The sequence below is a fragment of the Burkholderia sp. BCC1985 genome, from assembly GCF_905339915.1.
In the GTDB taxonomy this organism is placed as follows: Bacteria; Pseudomonadota; Gammaproteobacteria; order Burkholderiales; family Burkholderiaceae; genus Burkholderia.
The window spans coordinates 129,647-144,999 of the sequence record NZ_CAJPGY010000009.1 but is presented as its reverse complement, the minus strand read 5'-3'; the positions used below and the strand labels follow the sequence as shown (position 1 = coordinate 144,999).

Below are 15,353 nucleotides of genomic sequence, written 5' to 3'. Positions count from 1 at the left end.
CCGCAGCCGGAAGCCGCCGGCCGGTCATTCAGTTCATCGACAGCGTCGGCGCCGGGCGCGTGAAGCCGCGCGTGAGCCACAGCAGCTGGCACAGCCCGATCGCGAGCCAGCCGATGCCGACGTAGAAGGTCTGGCGCGACAGGCCCGACCACAACCAGACGTTCATCGCGAAGCCGAGCGCCGGCACCGCGCCGAACCTGATCCAGCCCGCGAAGCGGCGATGTTCCGGGCGACCGAGATAGCTGCGCATCACGCACAGGTTCACGACTGCGAACGCGACGAGCGCGCCGAAGCTGATCATCGTCGACGCGAGATCGAGCGAGATGAACAGCGCGGACAGCGACACGACGCCGACCGCGAGCGTCGCGCGCACCGGCGTGCGCAACCGTGCATGCAGGTGGCCGAACACGCGCTCGGGCAGCACCCGGTCGCGGCCCATCGCGAACAGCACGCGCGTGACACTCGCCTGGCCGGCCATCGCGCTCGCGAAACAGCCGGCCACGTAGACCGCGACGAACAGCGCCGACAGCGTGCCGCCGCCGATGCGCCGCATCAGTTCGAGGCTGGCCGAATCGAGATCCTTGAACGCATGCCAGTCGGGGAACACCACCTGTCCCGCATACGCGATCAGCATGAACAGCAGGCCGCTTGCGAGCGTGCAGAGCAGGATCGCGCGCGGCACCGTGCGGCGCGGCTCGCGCGTTTCCTCCGACAGCGTCGACACCGCATCGAAGCCGAGGAACGACAGGCACAGGATCGCGGACCCGGCGAAGATCGCCCGTGCGTCGTCCGACGACGGCAGCGCGAGCGTCGGCGCCAGCCCCTCGCCGCTCGCGACATGCGCGGCCGCCGCGACGAAGACCGCGATGAACACGAGCTGGCTCGCGATCAGGATCAGGTTCACGCGGTTGACGAGCCGGATGCCGACGATGTTCAGCCCGGTGACCAGCGCGATGCTCGCGACGATCCACACGCTGGCCGGCACGGCCGGGAACAGCTGTTTCATGTAGATGCCGATCGCGAGATAGCTGATCATCGGGATGAACAGGTAGTCCATCAGCAGCGCCCAGCCGACCATGAAACCGGCCGAGGTGCCGAAGTTGCGGCTCGCGAACGTATAGGCGGAACCGGCGCTCGGCATCAGCCGCGCCATGTGGCCGTAGCTGCGCGCGGTCAGCAGCATCGCGACCAACGTGACCGCATACGCGATCGTCAGGTGTCCGTTGGTTTCGCGCGTGACGATCCCGTAGGTCGTGAACACCGTCATCGGCAGCATGTATGCGAGGCCGAAGATCACCAGCGTGAACAGCCCGAGCGAATGCGCGGCGCGTGGCCCTGCGTCGGCGTGCCCGTCCGTGCGTGCCCGCACGTCGTCTGTCGCGGCGCTGGGCGTGCGCTGCTCCGGCCTGGTGTCTTTCATGCTGTCCTCACGTGGCGTGGTCCATGACATCAACACTCGTCTCGTCGGCAATGCAGGCAGTGCAGGCATTGCGCGATCCGGAAACGAGTGTGGTGCGCCAAAAAATCGACGACGAATGAGAAAAGCGGACGTAATCGGGGGATATTTCCGGACGCGTGGCGGGCGGCCGCCCCCCCCGCTGATGCGGGCCCTCTGGCGTTTCGCGGACATTCCGGCTATGTTCTACGCGAACCCGTTGCCGCCCTTCGCCATGGACAGCAAGTCCCATCGACCCCAAAGCCGCGCCGAACGCAGCCTGCGTTCAGCGCTCGGCCTCGCGCGTCCGGCCGGACGCCAGGAAGACATTCCCGCCACCGTGCACGCGATCGCGGTCGCGCTCGACGAATGCCGCGTCCGGCACATTGACGGCGCCGCGCTGCTCGAGGGCACCGGCCTCGGCGCGGCCGAAGTCGCGTCGCCGAACCTGCACGTGAATCGCGGCCAGGAGCAGCGTTGCTTCCGCAACCTGCTGCGCTGCAGCGGCGTACCGTCGATCGGCCTGTCGATCGGCGCGCGGCTCCATGTGTCGACGCTCGGCCTCGCCGGTTACGCGATGCTGATCAGCGGCTCCGTGATGCAGGCGTTCCGGTGCATGAGCCAGTTTCCGCTGTTCATGGGGCTGTATTTCGACGTGCGCGTGCACGCGCACGCGGACGGGATGAGCGTGACGATCGGCCGCTACAACGGCGAACCCGACCTCGAGGTGTTCCAGACCGACATGTGCCTGTCGAGCCTGCGCCTGATCGTGTCCGATCTGGTCGGCAAGCCGGTATGGCCCGCGCAGCTGCATCTCGCCCGCCGCACGCCGCGCAACGGCGCGGACTACGCGCGCCACTTCGACTGCCCGGTCACGTTCAATGCGGGCGAGAACCGGCTCGTGTTCACGAGCGTGAACGGCACGGAAGCCCCGCGGCTCGCGAACGAAGTCAGCTTCAATGCGCTGCACGGGCAATGCGAAGCGCTCGAACGGCAGTGGGCCGCGTCGGTCGGCACGCGTTTCGCCGATCGCGCGAAGGAGTTGATGGCGCGCGACCTCGCGCGCTTCAAGTCGATGACGTCGCTCGCGAACGCGCTGCACCTGACCGAGCGCACCTTGCGACGCCGGCTCGACAAGGACGGCATCACGTTTCAGTCGCTGCTCGACGACGTGCGTCGTCAGGAGGCGGTGCGGCTGCTCGACGAGCCCGCGCTGAGCGTGGCCGCGATCGCGGAGCGGCTCGGCTACAGCGAGCCGCGCAGCTTCCGCCATGCGTACCGGCGCTGGACCGGCAAGACGCCGCGAGCGGGCGCGAACGACGACACGTGAGCCGTCCGCGAACGAAGGATCAGGACCGAGCGGGCTTGCGCGCCCGGCGTGGCGATCTTTCTTCGGACTGCTTTTGATATCGACTGCCGCGATCGCCCTGGTCGCACCGCGCCCCGGCCCTCCGCCTGTTCCTGCCTCATGCGGGATCGACCGCGCGCGCGCGCGTCGGCCGCGCGACGCATGCCGCGAGCGCAACGAACGACAGCACCAGGATCGACATCGTCAGCACGGTCTGCCCGGTGCCGGCCGTTGCACTGACGAGCGTCGCGACCAGCGCCGCGCTGCCGATCTGGCAAAAGCCGACGAGCCCCGACGCGCTCGCCGCATGGCCGTGCTGGCCTGCCACCGCACCGGATACGGCCAGCGACAGCGACGAACCGTTCGCGAGGCTGACGATGCACATCGGCACGACGGTCGCGGCGACGCCCGTGATCCCGAACGCGCGAGCGACGCCGAACGCGACGCCGCCGAGCACGAAGCACACGATGCCCGCCGCGACGATGCGGTCGTACGGCCAGCAGTCGAGCAGGCGCTTCGCCACGACGTTCGCGACGACGATGCCGGCCGTCAGCGGCAGGTAGAGCCAGCCGCGCCGCGCCTCGTCCACGCCCGCCGCCGCAAACAGAAACGGCGATTGCGTCAGGTAGACGAACCACGCGCAGTAGATCGCGCACACCACCGCCGTGTAGCGGCGGAACGCGGGATCGCGCAGCACGTTGCCGAACCCGGCGAACGGCGACGTGCGGGAGCGTGCGTGCGCGGGCCGGGTTTCCGGCAGCAGCGCCAGCGTCGTCGCGAGCGCGGCCACGCCGAATGCCGCGACGAACAGGAAGTCGGCACGCCAGCCGGCCCATGCGGCAAGATGCCCGCCGAGCGCCGGCGCCAGGGCCGGCGACAGCGACACCAGCGGATAAATCACCGCGTAGACCTTCGCGGACACCCGCTTGTCGCACGTGTCCGCGATCACCGCGCGGCCGATCACGAGCCCCGACGCGGCGCCGGCCGCCTCCACCATGCGCCAGGCGACGAACGTCGCGAAACTGCCGGCCGACGCGCACCCGAGCGAGCCGCCGACGTAGATCAGGATGCCGGCCACCAGCACCGGCTTGCGGCCGTGACGATCGGACAGCGGCCCATACGCCAGCTGCGCGAACGCCAGCACGAGCAGGTACGCGGACACGGTCTGCGGCATCCGCCAGCCGGCGACGCCGAAATCGGCGGCCATGCCCGGCATCGCGGGCAGGTAGACGTCCGACGCGATGAGGCCGAATGCACTCAGCATCGCGATGACGAGAATCAGGGAAAGACGCGGCACGACAAGGCTCCTCGCACGCCGGTCCGCCCGGCGCGCATGTGGTTGAACTCAGGCGCCGCATGGTAGAGATCGACCGGACATGTGAAAATGCACGAAATCGCATGCCATCCCTGCAAATTTGCATCACCACGACACGACATGAACTGGGACGACATTCGCATCTTTCTCGCCGCGCATCGCGCCGGCACGCTGCGCGGCGCGGCGGAGCAACTGGACATCGATCAGACGACGGTCGGGCGCCGCCTCGGTGCGCTCGAACGCACGCTGGGCAGCCGGCTGTTTCTGCGCACCACCGCCGGGCTCGGGCTGACCGACAGCGGCCGGCAGGTGCTCGATACCGCGGAGGGCATGGAGCGGCTGGCCGTGTCGTTCGAACGGCGCAGCGAAGGCGCGGACGCGCGCGTGGCCGGCGAAGTGCGCGTGACCACGACCGATGCGCTCGCGGTCGACTTCGTGGTACCGGCGATCGAACGATTGCAGCAACACCATCCCGACGTGCGCGTGCTGCTGAGCACCACGACGCGCATCGTCGATCTCGCGCGCCGCGAGGCCGACATCGCGGTACGCACGACGCGTCCCGACCAGCCCGACCTGATCGTGCGGCTGCTCGCGCGCTGGGACGTCGGGCTCTATGCGACGCGGCGCTATCTCGATCGCTTCGGCGAACCGCGGCCCGGCAGCCGCTTCGCGGGCCACGACATCGCGCGCTACCAGCCGGGCGTCATGCAACAGCAGCACGACACGCTGGCCGGCGAATCGGCCGCCGACGGACGTGTCGTGGCCGAACTCGATTCGAGCCTGATGCTGGCCACGTTCGTGCGCGCCGGTCTCGCGCTCGGGGAACTGCCCGCCTACCTCGCGCAGCGCGATCCGGAACTGGTACGCATCTGGCCCGGACGGCACCGCACGAAACCGTACGAGACGTGGCTCGTGCTCCATCAGGATCTTGCCCATACGGCGCGGGTGCGCGTCGTCGTCGACGCGCTCGTCGAGACGTTCGCGCACTGACGCGCACGCCGCGACGCAGGCCTGCAGCGGCTCACGCGCGAGATCTACGAGCACGGCGGGATCGTGTCGGACCCGCGGTTGCAGCAAGCTGCCTCCTCACGTTGATTCGCGATCCTTTGTTTTTTCGATTCCTGTCGACCGGGACGCGTGCGCCACACGCTCAAAGCACCTCGAAACGCAAGCCGGCATGACGCACGAGGCGCTCGACGAAGCGCTCGTCGAACATCGTCGCGGGCGTCCAGAAGCCCCCGCCGCGCCCGGTCTTCTCACCGTCGCGGCTGCAATCCAGCGCGAGGCGGAGTGCGGCCTGACCCAGCATCTTCCCGGTCGAGCCGTAGCCCGGATCGCGATCGCCGGTGACTTTCACGCGCAGCGTCCGCCCGTCGTCGGCGCGGCCGAAGAAGCGCAGGTCGAAACGGCCGGCCAGTTGCGCGGCGACGCTCGGCCCCTCGCCCGGCTTCGGCAGCAGCCGGCCGCCCGTATCCGCTGCACCCGGCGATCGCGTCCCGCCCCGCCTCCGCGCCTCGCCTATTGCGCAACCGCCTCCGCTGCCCGCCGCGCGGCCGCGATGTGATCGGCCGCGACATAGCCGAACGTCATCGCGGGCCCGATCGTCGAGCCGGGGCCTGGGTAGGTCTTGCCCATCACGGCCGCCGACGTGTTGCCGAGCGCATAGAGGCCGTCGATCACCGAACCGTCGGAACGCAGCACGCGCGCATGCGCATCGGTACGCAAGCCGCCCTTCGTGCCGATCTCGCCCGGGTCGACCCGCAGCGCATAGAACGGCGCACGCTCGATCGGCCCGAGGCATGGATTCGGCTTCGACGACGCATCGCCGTAGTAGCGATCGAACAGGTTGCCGCCCTTGCCGAATTCGGTATCGATGCCGGTGAGCGCGTAACCGTTCATCCGCTCGACCGTCTGCGCGAGCCCCTGCGCATCCACGCCGATCTTCGCGGCCAGCTCGGCCAGCGTGCCCGCGCGATAGATGACCGAGTCGAGCCAGCCGGGCGGGATCCTGCTGTCCGGCTGCACGCTGCCCGGCAGCAGCACGCCGCATGGATAACGCTTGCGATATTCGGCATCGAAGATCAGCCACGCGGGCACGTTGGCCTGCGTGTTCGCATGGTCCGCATACATCGCGTGGATCACGTCCGGATACGGCGCCGATTCGTTGACGAAGCGCCGCCCGAGCCGGTTGACCATCACGCAGCGCGGCGCCGAGCGCTCGACGAACAGCCCGCGCTGCTTCTCCTCGCCCGGCACGCGCACCGTCGGCACGCCCCAGACGAAGTCCATCAGTGCGACGTCGGCCCCGAGCGCGAGCCCCGCGCGGATGCCGTCGCCGGTGTTGATCGGCGGCGCCGCGCTCCACTCGGCGCGCGTCGGCTTCGGCAGGTATTGGTCGCGCATCGCCTGGTTCGCCTCGAATCCGCCGCACGCGAGCACGACGCCGTGCGTCGCACGGATGCCGAACGGCCGGCCGTCGCGCTCGACGACCACACCGTTCACGCGTACGCCGTCGGTGTGCAGCGAGCGCATCGGCGTTGCGAGCCACAGCGCGATGCCGCGCTGCTCGAGCGCCGCGCGCAGGCTCGCGACGAGCGCATTGCCGAGCGTCAGGCGCCGGTCGCGCGGCGTGCGGCGCCGCCATTTGAAATCGGTGGCATAGCGCAGCATCAGGCGCGCGGCGAGCCGCAGCCAGCCGCGCTCCTTTGTGAGGATCGTGTGCGCCTCGATCTGCGTCATCGCGACGCGCCCGCCGATCAGCGTCGCCGGCGAAGGCGCGCGCAACGTGTCGAAATGCGCGCCGAGACGCGCGGCATCGAACGCCGCCGGCTCCATCGTCCGGTAGCCGGGCTTGCCGCCCTTGCGGTCCGGGTAGTAGTCGGGATAACGCGGCACCGCATTGAACCGCGTGTGCGCGTGCTTCGCGAGATACGCGACCATCTTCGGGCCGTTGTCGAGATACGCATCGATGCGCTGCGCGTCGAAATCCTCGCCGACCACGTCGCGCAAATACATGATTGCTTCGTCGTACGAATCGCTGCCGCCGAGCGCGGCGATCTGGTCGTTGCACGGAATCCAGATGCCGCCGCCGGACACCGCCGTGGTGCCGCCATAGACGGTGCTCTTCTCGACCACCAGTACCGACAGCCCCTGGTCATGCGCGCGCAGCGCCGCCGTCATCGCGCCCGCGCCGGAACCGACCACCACCACGTCGTACGTGGCGTCGCCGAACGAATCGTGTCGATCGTCGTACATGATCGCCTCCGCTCAGATCGTGGCAAGGCAGCTTGCCGCATCGGCCGGCACGTCGGCGAGTTGGCGCCAGGCGCCGTGCTCGCCGCGGTATTCGTGCACCTCGACGCTCGCGTGCCGCGCGGGCAGCTCGCCCACGTCCGTGTAGAACTGCTGGTACCACTGGCGCAGCCGATAGATCGGGCCGTCGCCTTCGCACAGCAGCGGATTGTCGACGCGCGTCTTGTGGTCCCAGATCGCGACGTCCTCGCGAAATGCCGACTGCGCGGCCAGCACGTAGCCGTCGACCATCGCGCGATTCTGTTCGTCCGTCAGCGCCGGATTCTTCTCGACCATCACGCCGAAGCGCAGCTCGAAGCTGTTCGTGTCGATCGGCACGTGGCTGTTGAGCAGGATCGACCTGAGCGGCTGCCCCTGCGCTTCGCCCGTCATCAGCGTGACGTGGTATGCCGGGCCGAAGTAGGCCGAGTCGGCCGTCAACCCGCCGCTGCCGGCCAGCCGCGTGCTGCCGCCGCGCAGCTTCTGGTAGGCCACCGGGCCCGCGAACGTGTTGCAGAAGTAGTCGATCGGCGCGCCATGCACGGGGCCGAAGTGCGCCATGTCGGACTGGTTGTCGATCAGCTCGCGGCAGTTCGTGTCGATCACCCACTTGACGATCGCCCAGTCGCTCCACGCATCGGAGAAGCACGCGTCGATGCGCGGAATCTCGACCGCCGGATCGGGCCCATTGCCCTCCGGATCGTTCCACACGAACAGCAGGCGGTTCTGCTCCATCACCGGCCACGACTTGATGCGCGCCTTCGGCGGGATGCGCTGCGAATACGGAATCGCAGTGCAGGTGCCGTCGCCGGCCCACGACCAGCCGTGAAACGGACACACGAGCGCGTTGCCGTCGACGTGGCCGCGCCCGAGGTCGGCGCCCATGTGCGGGCAGTAGCCGTCGAGGATTCGCAACTGCCCGTCCTCGCCCTGGAACACCGCCACGCGCGTGCCGAAGATCGACAGGCCGTGCGCGCGGCCGTCGCGGTAGTCGTCGGCGAGCCCGAGGCAATGCCAGCCGCGCGCGTAGCGCGCGTCGATGGGTGCGGCATGAATCCGGTGAACGGGATGCCGGGTGGCCGGCGCGGATGATTCGGTCATGGATCGTCTCCTTCCAGTCGAAAGGCGCAGCCCTGCACCTGCGTGGCGGACCGTGCCGGGAACACACCGGGCAGGTCGATGCACCCGGCGCTATGTCACAAACTGATTATTTTGTGACGCATAATGGCACAAATTCCATTTTTGTGACAACGTATGCGAAAATTCCGAACCGACGCATTCGGTCGGCTCATCGGCACACGCCGCGCAACGCACGGCAACGAGGAAAGGTATGGATCGGCAACTGCGCTGGGGCGACGCCAGCAGGATGGACAGCGTCAATGACGGGCGAAGCGCGATCCTGCGCGCCACGCTCGACGCGATGATCGAGCACGGGATCGACCGTTTGTCGATCGACGACGTCGCACGCCGCGCGAACATTTCGCGGCGCACGCTGTACCGCTACTTCGGCACGAAAAAGGAGCTGATCCAGGGCGTGATCGGCATCCAGAACGCCGAGTTCTTCGACGAGATGCAGCGCGCGCTCACCGCCTTCGAGCACGACTTCGAGGCCTACTGCGAAGAGAGCGTGTGCTTCGCGGTGCGCTATCGCGACCGTCATCACGGCGGCTTTCACCACAACTATCTGGCCACGAGCCTGTCCACCGACGTGTTCGGCTACATCGTCGAGAACATCGCGCCGATGTGGCAGCGCGTGCTCGAAAAGCCGTACCGTGAATATGTCGCCATGCACGGCGCGCGGGTGCCCGCGCTCGACGACATCATCGCGCTGATCAGCCGTATCGGGCTCGCGTACTGCCTGGTTCCGGCTGACGAGCAGGCGATGCGCGCGCAGATGCGCATCCTGTGGACGTTCCAGCGCGAGCCGGCCGGCAAGCCGGTCGCGGCCCGCATGAAGGCCGCGCGCTGAGCGGCGGCGCCCGCGCGATGTCGCGCAGCCCGGCCGATACCATCCGATACCGGCCTCGAACATTTCAACTCACACCGGACTACCCCATGACGACCTGCGGAGTTTCCGTCTCCGGCCGAACGCTCGATCGCGCCGACCTGCTGCTTCTCGTCGAAGGCTCGCCTGCGCCGCTTCGTCTCGAAGACTGCGATCTCGAAGGTGCGGACCTGTCGCGGCTCGATTTGCGCGGCGTGCGATTCGAGCGCTGTGCGCTCGCGGAAGCGTCGTTCGTCGGCGCGACGCTCGCGCAGACCGCCTGGATTCGCTGCCGCGCGCGCCAGACGAGCTTCGCGTCGGCCGACCTCGAGGACGCGCAGTTTCAGTCCTGCGATCTGAACAACACGAGCTGGCGCCGCAGCAAGCTCGGTTCGGCGCGCTTCGACGAATGCAGGCTCACCGGCGCCGACTTCGAGGAATGCAAGTCGCTCGGCATCGAATTCGCGAATACGTTGCTGGTCGGCGCGAGCCTGCGCCGCTTCTCGTTCCGGAAAACGCGGCTCGTGGCGCTCGACTTCTCGGATGCCGATCTCGCCGGCACGGACTTTCGCGACGCCGTGTTCGAAGGCGGCAGCCTGCGCAACGCGCATCTGAACGACACCCGGTTCGACGGGGCCGACCTGCGCGACGTGGAGCTCGGCGGCACGCCGAAGCTGCTCGCGTCGGGCGTGCTGCGCGGCGCGACCATCTCGTATGACCAGGCCGCGATGCTGATCGAGAATCTGGGGATCCGGGTCGCCTGACGACCGCACGCGCGTTGCTTCGCCCCGCGGCCGACATTCGTGACGCCGGCCGCGAACCGCAAATGTCGCATGTGCTGCCGGCAATCTGTCGAATATTCTCATCACTTCAGCCGCATCCCGGCCGGCACACGTCACGCACGCCTTGGCACTCACGCTCGACGGCCCCGATCCATCGACGTGCGAATCACTAGGGAAAATCCGGAGACATCCTTACAGCGATTTACCTGATGATTCACAGGAACGCGATGTTTCGGCGATTTCGCTTTGCATCATGCTTTCGTTTTGCCTGACGGTCCCGCTGCCGCCGCGCGGCAAATGCGGCGATCGACACGTGAAACGGCCAGCGTCCGCGAGTCGCCAGGTGTTCAATACTTTCAACAACCCGGTCGAGAGCAATCGTGAGAATCCGTGGCCCGCTGGTGCGGTGGAGACGAGGCGATGCGCGCAACGTGCGTGCATCGATCTCGTCCACCGGCGACAGTGACCGCCGGCAAAGTCCTCGCCTGCATCTGTCGATCTACACCATCCTGTCCCGCCGTTCCGTCCGCCGTCACAACGCCGTCGCCGCGCGCGCATACGTCGCGATCCACACCGACGACGTGGCGTCGCTGCTGCCTTAGTGCGCCCCCTCCGTTCCGTTCGACCTGCACATCGTGTCGCGTGACTCGCGACAGGATCGGCTCGCGTTGCGTGTCGGCACGATTCGCTGCGTAGACCGGACGGACTCCTGATCATCAGGCACCGCCGGCGTTCGTTTCGCGCGCCGGCCGGTTGCACACGTCCATCCCTTGAACCGTGGCGCGGCGAGCAGCCAACCGCCGAGCCCCCCCCGATACGAACGACAAGCCATGCAACTCCGCACCCTTCGCCGCACCATCGCAACCGCCGCCATGATGTCCGTCGCGGGCATCGCCGCCGTCGTCACCCCACACGCCCGGGCGGCCGGCGAGCTGAACATCTACAACTGGTCCGACTACATCGCGCCGGACACGATCCCGAATTTCCAGAAGCAGACCGGCCTGCACGTGCGCTACGACAACTACGACAGCGACGACACGCTGCAGGCGAAACTGCTGTCGGGCAACTCCGGCTACGACATCGTCGTGCCGACGTCGAACTACATGGCCAAGCAGATCCAGGCAAACGTCTACCAGCCGCTGGACAAGACGAAGCTGCCGAACCTGTCGAACCTCGACCCGCTGCTGATGAAGATGGTCGCCGACGCCGATCCGGGCAACCAGTACGGCGTGCCGTGGGCGTATGGCACCGACGGCATCGGCTACAACGTGCAGGCCGTGAAGAAGGCGCTCGGCGACAAGGCGCCGGTCGACAGCTGGGCGCTGGTGTTCGACCCGGCCAACATGGAGAAGCTGAAGAGCTGCGGCGTATCGTTCCTCGACCAGGCCGTCGACGTATTCGCCGCGACGCTGCAGTACATGGGCAAGGATCCGAACAGCACGAATCCGGCCGATTACCGCGCCGCATACGAGGTGCTCAAGAAGGTGCGCCCGTACATCACGCAGTTCAACTCGTCGGGTTACATCAACGATCTCGCGAACAACGACCTGTGCGTGTCGTTCGGCTATTCCGGCGACGTCGGCATCGCGCATCGCCGTGCGGCGGAAGCGAAGCGTCCGTACGAGGTCCGCTTCGCGAATCCGCGGGAAGGCGGGCTGCTGTGGTTCGACATGATGGTGATCCCGAAGGATGCGCCGAACCGCGATGCCGCGCTGAAGTGGATCAACTACCTGCAGGACCCGAAGGTCAACGCGGGGATCACCAACGCGGTGTTCTATCCGACCGCGAACAAGGCCGCGCGCCAGTTCGTGAAGCCCGCGATCGCGCGCGATCCGTCGGTCTATCCGGCCGACGAGGTGCTGAGCAAGATGACGCTGCTCAAGCCGATGCCGCCCGAGATTCGCCGGCTCCAGAACCGGTTGTGGGCGCAACTGAAGACGGGGCGCTGACCGGTGCGGGGGCAGCCAGTCGGGCCGCCCCGACAGATCGTCGGCCGCTCGCCGGCACGCGCCGACGCGCTCCCGCGACGATCGCCCGCTGTTCGGGAAACGCCCGCGGATGCACGACCGCCAATCCGAACGGGCCGTGCCCGACCGGCTGCACGACCAGCCGCCGTCGGCACCCGCCCCCCCCGGCGACTGACGCCCGGCCGCGGCCGCACTATCGCTGCGCCGGCTCCGCATGCGGCAGCGCCGCCGCGAACGCTGCGTCGATGAAGCGGATCACGTCGTCGAGCGACGACGTGCACGTCGCGCCCGCGGCGAGCTCACGAAACGCGCCGTTGGGCCCGAGGCAGATGAGCGGCTTGCGCCAGCGCTGCGCCAGCGCGATCTCCTCGGCGGTCCCGTGCCCGCCGGGCAGCGCGACGATCAGGTCGCTGCTCAGCACGTTCACGTAGTTCCGGTTGATGGTGTGCGGATCGGCGCCCGGTTCGCGGCGCGGCAGCGGCGTGAGGATCGGGATCTCGACGAACGGATGCGGGTAGCCGTCGAGCGGCACGAAGCCCGCGTGCGGATCGGCCTGCGTCGGCAGGATGCCGATCGACCGGCCGGCCCGCCCCGGCACGCCGGCGAACGCGCGCGCGACCGCCAGCATCACGCCCTGGCCGCCGCCCGTCAGCAGGTTGAAGCCGGCCTGCGCGAGCCATGCGCCGAGCGGCTCGGAAAACGCGAGCCACGGTTCCTTGCCCGAGCCCATCACGCCGATCGTTCGGTGGTTGCGTTGCATCATGTATTCCGGTGATGTGATGAATCGTTGAATTGAACCGCGGCGCGGCACCTGGCTGCGAAACCCGGCCACGCATCGCGCATCGTCATTCGAGTTCGACGCCCTTGAGCTCGGGGATCAGGAACAGCGTCGCGACCATGTCGAGCACGTAGAGGCCGGCGAGCAGCGCGATCGCCGTCTGGAACGAGTAGCGCGCGGCCAGCGCGCCGACCGCCACCGGCCCGAAGCCGCCGACCGCACGGCCGATATTCCACAACACGTTCTGCGCAGTCGCGCGCGCGGCGGTCGGATAACCTTCGGACATCAGCGTGCCGTAGCCGCCGACCATCCCGTTGACGAACATCCCCATCAGCGCGCCGGCCCACAGCATCGCCGTCGGGTCCGACAGGCGCGCGTAGGCGATGACCGTCACGACCGAGCCGAGCTGGTACAGCAAGAACGTCGGCTTGCGGCCGATGCGATCGGCGAGCTGCCCGAAGGTCCAGACGCCGATCATCATCCCGACGACGGTCGCCGCGGTCCACAGCCCCGACTTCGTCAGCGAGAAGCCCATCTGTTTCGACAGGAAGGTCGGCAGCCAGATCATGATCCCGTAGTAGCCGAAGTTCTGGACCGAGCACAGGATCACGATGCCGAGGCTCGTGCGCGCGGTGCGCGCGTCGGCGACGAGCATCCGGAACGCGTTGGCCCGCGGCTGCGTCGCGCGCCGCACGAAGACTTCCGGCTCGTGCAGCCGGTTGCGCAGCACCCATGCGAGCAGTGCGGGCAACACGCCGACCACGAACATCCCGCGCCAGCCGATATGGAGCAGCAACAGCGGCGTCAGCAGCGCGGCCAGCAGCACGCCGGCCTGCCAGCCGAGCGCGACGTAGCACGACACGCGCGCCCGCTTGCTCGCCGGCCACGCTTCGGCCGCGAGCGCCATGCCGATGCCGAATTCGCCGCCGAGGCCGATGCCCGCGATGGTGCGATACACGAGCAGGTCCCGGAAGCCCTGCGCGAACGCGCACAGGCCGGTGAAGACCGCGAACAGCATGATCGTCCAGGTCAGCACGCGCACACGGCCGTAGCGGTCGCTCAGGGCACCGAACAAAATGCCGCCCGCGACGGCGCCGATCAGCGTCCACGTGACGAGCGCGCCGCCCTGCCCGGGCGTCAGCTGCAAAGCCGCGGTGATCGCCGGCAGCATGAAGCCGAGGATCAGCAGGTCGAAGCCGTCCATCGCGTAGCCGATCGCCGAGCCGGCCAGCGCCTTCCACGCGTACGCCCCGACCTGCCCGCCGCGCGGCGCCGCCGGATCGTCGAGCGCCGAAGATTTCATGTTTGCTGCCATGGTGTCCCGCCGGAAATGTCCGGGCGACATTCTAAAGCCTGTTCCCGCGCATGACGGGCCCGTGCACGGGCGCACGCAGAAAGCGCCGCGCTGCCCGCTTCCGGGAACGGAAGCGGGCAGCGGCGGTAATAAATTTGAAAGATGTTGAAGCCGGTGATCCCGCAGTCAGGCCGGGACACCGAAAGAACGGGATGAAGCGGGAGTGGTGAGGCCGGCGCGGGTCGAACGGCACCGGCGCGGTGCCGGCGCGGTGCTGACTCAGCCCTGATCGTCCCCGGGCCACCAGGTTTTGGCCTCGCGGTCGACGAGCAGCGTATCGAGATCCCGGCCTTCGAGCCATTTGGGTCGCGGGCCGCGGCCCGACCACGAGCGGCCGGTCGTCGGATCGTAATACTTGGCAGGCGCCTTGCGTTTTCGCTGGACGATGTAGCCGAGGGCGCTCAGCACTTCCTGCTGCGAGATGCCCAACAGCTGGACCTGCTCCCTGAATGCCGCCAGTGCGGCTTGCTTCTCCTTCTGCTTGGCTTCCGACAGCTTGATGTTCAGGTCCCGAAGTTGTGCTTCGAGTTCCTGCAGAGCCTGGGTCATGTATTCATCCTCTTTGGGCATGTTTTTATTCAAAAAACCTCCGATGGCAGAACCTATCACGAAGTTCCGCCAATCTGTGTTGCGATGTGTGAATCGTTTGCCGGCATCTGTAAGGGTTTCGAAGTGTGCCGAACGCAACACCATCGTCGAAAACCGCATGACATCGGCACGCAACACCTGGCGCGCCGCGTTCGAACGCGCGGCGAGCCTTCGGCGGCGACCTCCTCGCCGCCTGGCGCCGCACCCTGGCACAGGCGCGGCATGGCGCGAATGATAGCAGTGCGCATCCGTCATGTTCGAGGACTTTTGCGGTCCGGCGCACACTCGCCGGCCTTGGCCCGCGAGCCTCGACGCCGGCGCGGCGTTTCACGTGCCGAAGCGGCACCCGTCCCGCGCGATCCGCGCATGCAGCTTCGGACCGCGCGCGGCGTTCAGCGCGCTTGCATGGCCGACGCGTCCGGCCAGATGTCCGCGGAAATCCGGATGCGCGGCGCGGGTTCCGCGACGCCGGCCCGCGGCGGATCCAGTTGGTCAGGATCAGGCGGCAGCC

13 protein-coding genes and 2 pseudogenes are annotated in these 15,353 nt (G+C 68.1%); 6 read left to right on the top strand and 9 right to left on the bottom strand.

Annotated elements, in window-relative coordinates:
- Positions 1–28 precede the first annotated feature (28 nt).
- On the bottom strand, positions 29–1,420 hold the full coding sequence (locus U4Z31_RS11780) for an APC family permease (RefSeq protein ID WP_321810425.1): 1,392 nt from the start codon (positions 1,418–1,420) through the stop codon (positions 29–31).
- A 250-nt stretch (positions 1,421–1,670) separates the two neighbouring features.
- On the opposite strand from U4Z31_RS11780, the gene U4Z31_RS11775 reads away from it, so the two are divergent.
- The gene (locus U4Z31_RS11775; protein ID WP_124521219.1) at positions 1,671–2,765 is read left to right on the top strand and encodes an AraC family transcriptional regulator; all 1,095 of its coding nucleotides are present in this window, start codon (positions 1,671–1,673) and stop codon (positions 2,763–2,765) included.
- Between the two features lie 136 nt (positions 2,766–2,901).
- Here the strand turns inward: U4Z31_RS11775 and U4Z31_RS11770 are convergent, their stop codons facing one another.
- The gene (locus tag U4Z31_RS11770; RefSeq protein ID WP_124521221.1) at positions 2,902–4,080 is read right to left on the bottom strand and encodes a multidrug effflux MFS transporter; all 1,179 of its coding nucleotides are present in this window, start codon (positions 4,078–4,080) and stop codon (positions 2,902–2,904) included.
- A gap of 138 nt (positions 4,081–4,218) precedes the next feature.
- Here U4Z31_RS11770 and U4Z31_RS11765 point away from each other — a divergent pair, with 138 nt between their 5' ends.
- Entirely contained in the window at positions 4,219–5,088 is an 870-nt protein-coding gene (locus tag U4Z31_RS11765; RefSeq protein WP_124521223.1) for a LysR family transcriptional regulator, read from the top strand.
- A gap of 160 nt (positions 5,089–5,248) precedes the next feature.
- Here the strand turns inward: U4Z31_RS11765 and U4Z31_RS11760 are convergent.
- The 3 genes and pseudogenes from U4Z31_RS11760 to U4Z31_RS11750 all read right to left on the bottom strand — a co-directional run.
- Positions 5,249–5,557, bottom strand: a pseudogene (locus tag U4Z31_RS11760) (saccharopine dehydrogenase); the annotation flags it as partial.
- 59 nt (positions 5,558–5,616) lie between these two features.
- A complete protein-coding gene (locus tag U4Z31_RS11755; RefSeq protein WP_321810424.1) occupies positions 5,617–7,353 on the bottom strand; it encodes an FAD-dependent oxidoreductase in 1,737 nt (578 codons plus the stop codon).
- A 12-nt stretch (positions 7,354–7,365) separates the two neighbouring features.
- Positions 7,366–8,490, bottom strand: coding sequence for a Rieske 2Fe-2S domain-containing protein (locus tag U4Z31_RS11750; protein ID WP_124892664.1), 1,125 nt, complete (start codon positions 8,488–8,490; stop codon positions 7,366–7,368).
- 229 nt (positions 8,491–8,719) lie between these two features.
- Here U4Z31_RS11750 and U4Z31_RS11745 point away from each other — a divergent pair, with 229 nt between their 5' ends.
- The 4 genes from U4Z31_RS11745 to U4Z31_RS11730 all read left to right on the top strand — a co-directional run bounded on the left by U4Z31_RS11745 (position 8,720) and on the right by U4Z31_RS11730 (position 12,104).
- On the top strand, positions 8,720–9,358 hold the full coding sequence (locus U4Z31_RS11745; RefSeq protein WP_321810423.1) for a helix-turn-helix domain-containing protein: 639 nt from the start codon (positions 8,720–8,722) through the stop codon (positions 9,356–9,358).
- Positions 9,359–9,444: 86 nt separating this feature from the next.
- Complete coding sequence (locus U4Z31_RS11740) at positions 9,445–10,137, top strand: pentapeptide repeat-containing protein (protein WP_321810422.1); 693 nt, start codon at positions 9,445–9,447, stop codon at positions 10,135–10,137.
- 449 nt (positions 10,138–10,586) lie between these two features.
- Positions 10,587–10,757 (top strand): hypothetical protein, encoded by a 171-nt coding sequence (locus U4Z31_RS11735; RefSeq protein WP_221622533.1) that lies wholly within the window; start codon positions 10,587–10,589, stop codon positions 10,755–10,757.
- Positions 10,758–11,027: 270 nt separating this feature from the next.
- Positions 11,028–12,104 (top strand): polyamine ABC transporter substrate-binding protein, encoded by a 1,077-nt coding sequence (locus U4Z31_RS11730; RefSeq protein ID WP_415750281.1) that lies wholly within the window; start codon positions 11,028–11,030, stop codon positions 12,102–12,104.
- 211 nt (positions 12,105–12,315) lie between these two features.
- Here the strand turns inward: U4Z31_RS11730 and U4Z31_RS11725 are convergent, their stop codons facing one another.
- The 4 genes and pseudogenes from U4Z31_RS11725 to U4Z31_RS37185 all read right to left on the bottom strand — a co-directional run.
- A complete protein-coding gene (locus U4Z31_RS11725) occupies positions 12,316–12,882 on the bottom strand; it encodes a DNA-binding protein (protein ID WP_321810420.1) in 567 nt (188 codons plus the stop codon).
- Between the two features lie 85 nt (positions 12,883–12,967).
- Entirely contained in the window at positions 12,968–14,215 is a 1,248-nt protein-coding gene (locus U4Z31_RS11720; RefSeq protein ID WP_321810419.1) for an MFS transporter, read from the bottom strand.
- 258 nt (positions 14,216–14,473) lie between these two features.
- Positions 14,474–14,803, bottom strand: coding sequence for an H-NS family nucleoid-associated regulatory protein (locus U4Z31_RS11715; protein ID WP_044847685.1), 330 nt, complete (start codon positions 14,801–14,803; stop codon positions 14,474–14,476).
- A 366-nt stretch (positions 14,804–15,169) separates the two neighbouring features.
- A pseudogene (locus U4Z31_RS37185) lies at positions 15,170–15,347 on the bottom strand (RNA-directed DNA polymerase); the annotation flags it as partial.
- Positions 15,348–15,353 lie beyond the last annotated feature (6 nt).

Excerpts from the sequence above, each read along its gene's own strand:
- U4Z31_RS11740 (WP_321810422.1), top strand. The coding sequence starts at position 9,445 with ATGACGACCTGCGGAGTTTCCGTCTCCGGCCGAACGCTCGATCGCGCC.
- U4Z31_RS11750 (WP_124892664.1), bottom strand. The coding sequence starts at position 8,490 with ATGACCGAATCATCCGCGCCGGCCACCCGGCATCCCGTTCACCGGATT.
- U4Z31_RS11780 (WP_321810425.1), bottom strand. The coding sequence starts at position 1,420 with ATGAAAGACACCAGGCCGGAGCAGCGCACGCCCAGCGCCGCGACAGAC.
- U4Z31_RS11765 (WP_124521223.1), top strand. The coding sequence starts at position 4,219 with ATGAACTGGGACGACATTCGCATCTTTCTCGCCGCGCATCGCGCCGGC.
- U4Z31_RS11775 (WP_124521219.1), top strand. The coding sequence starts at position 1,671 with ATGGACAGCAAGTCCCATCGACCCCAAAGCCGCGCCGAACGCAGCCTG.
- U4Z31_RS11720 (WP_321810419.1), bottom strand. The coding sequence starts at position 14,215 with ATGGCAGCAAACATGAAATCTTCGGCGCTCGACGATCCGGCGGCGCCG.
- U4Z31_RS11745 (WP_321810423.1), top strand. The coding sequence starts at position 8,720 with ATGGATCGGCAACTGCGCTGGGGCGACGCCAGCAGGATGGACAGCGTC.
- U4Z31_RS11730 (WP_415750281.1), top strand. The coding sequence starts at position 11,028 with ATGATGTCCGTCGCGGGCATCGCCGCCGTCGTCACCCCACACGCCCGG.
- U4Z31_RS11755 (WP_321810424.1), bottom strand. The coding sequence starts at position 7,353 with ATGTACGACGATCGACACGATTCGTTCGGCGACGCCACGTACGACGTG.
- U4Z31_RS11715 (WP_044847685.1), bottom strand. The coding sequence starts at position 14,803 with ATGACCCAGGCTCTGCAGGAACTCGAAGCACAACTTCGGGACCTGAAC.
- U4Z31_RS11725 (WP_321810420.1), bottom strand. The coding sequence starts at position 12,882 with ATGCAACGCAACCACCGAACGATCGGCGTGATGGGCTCGGGCAAGGAA.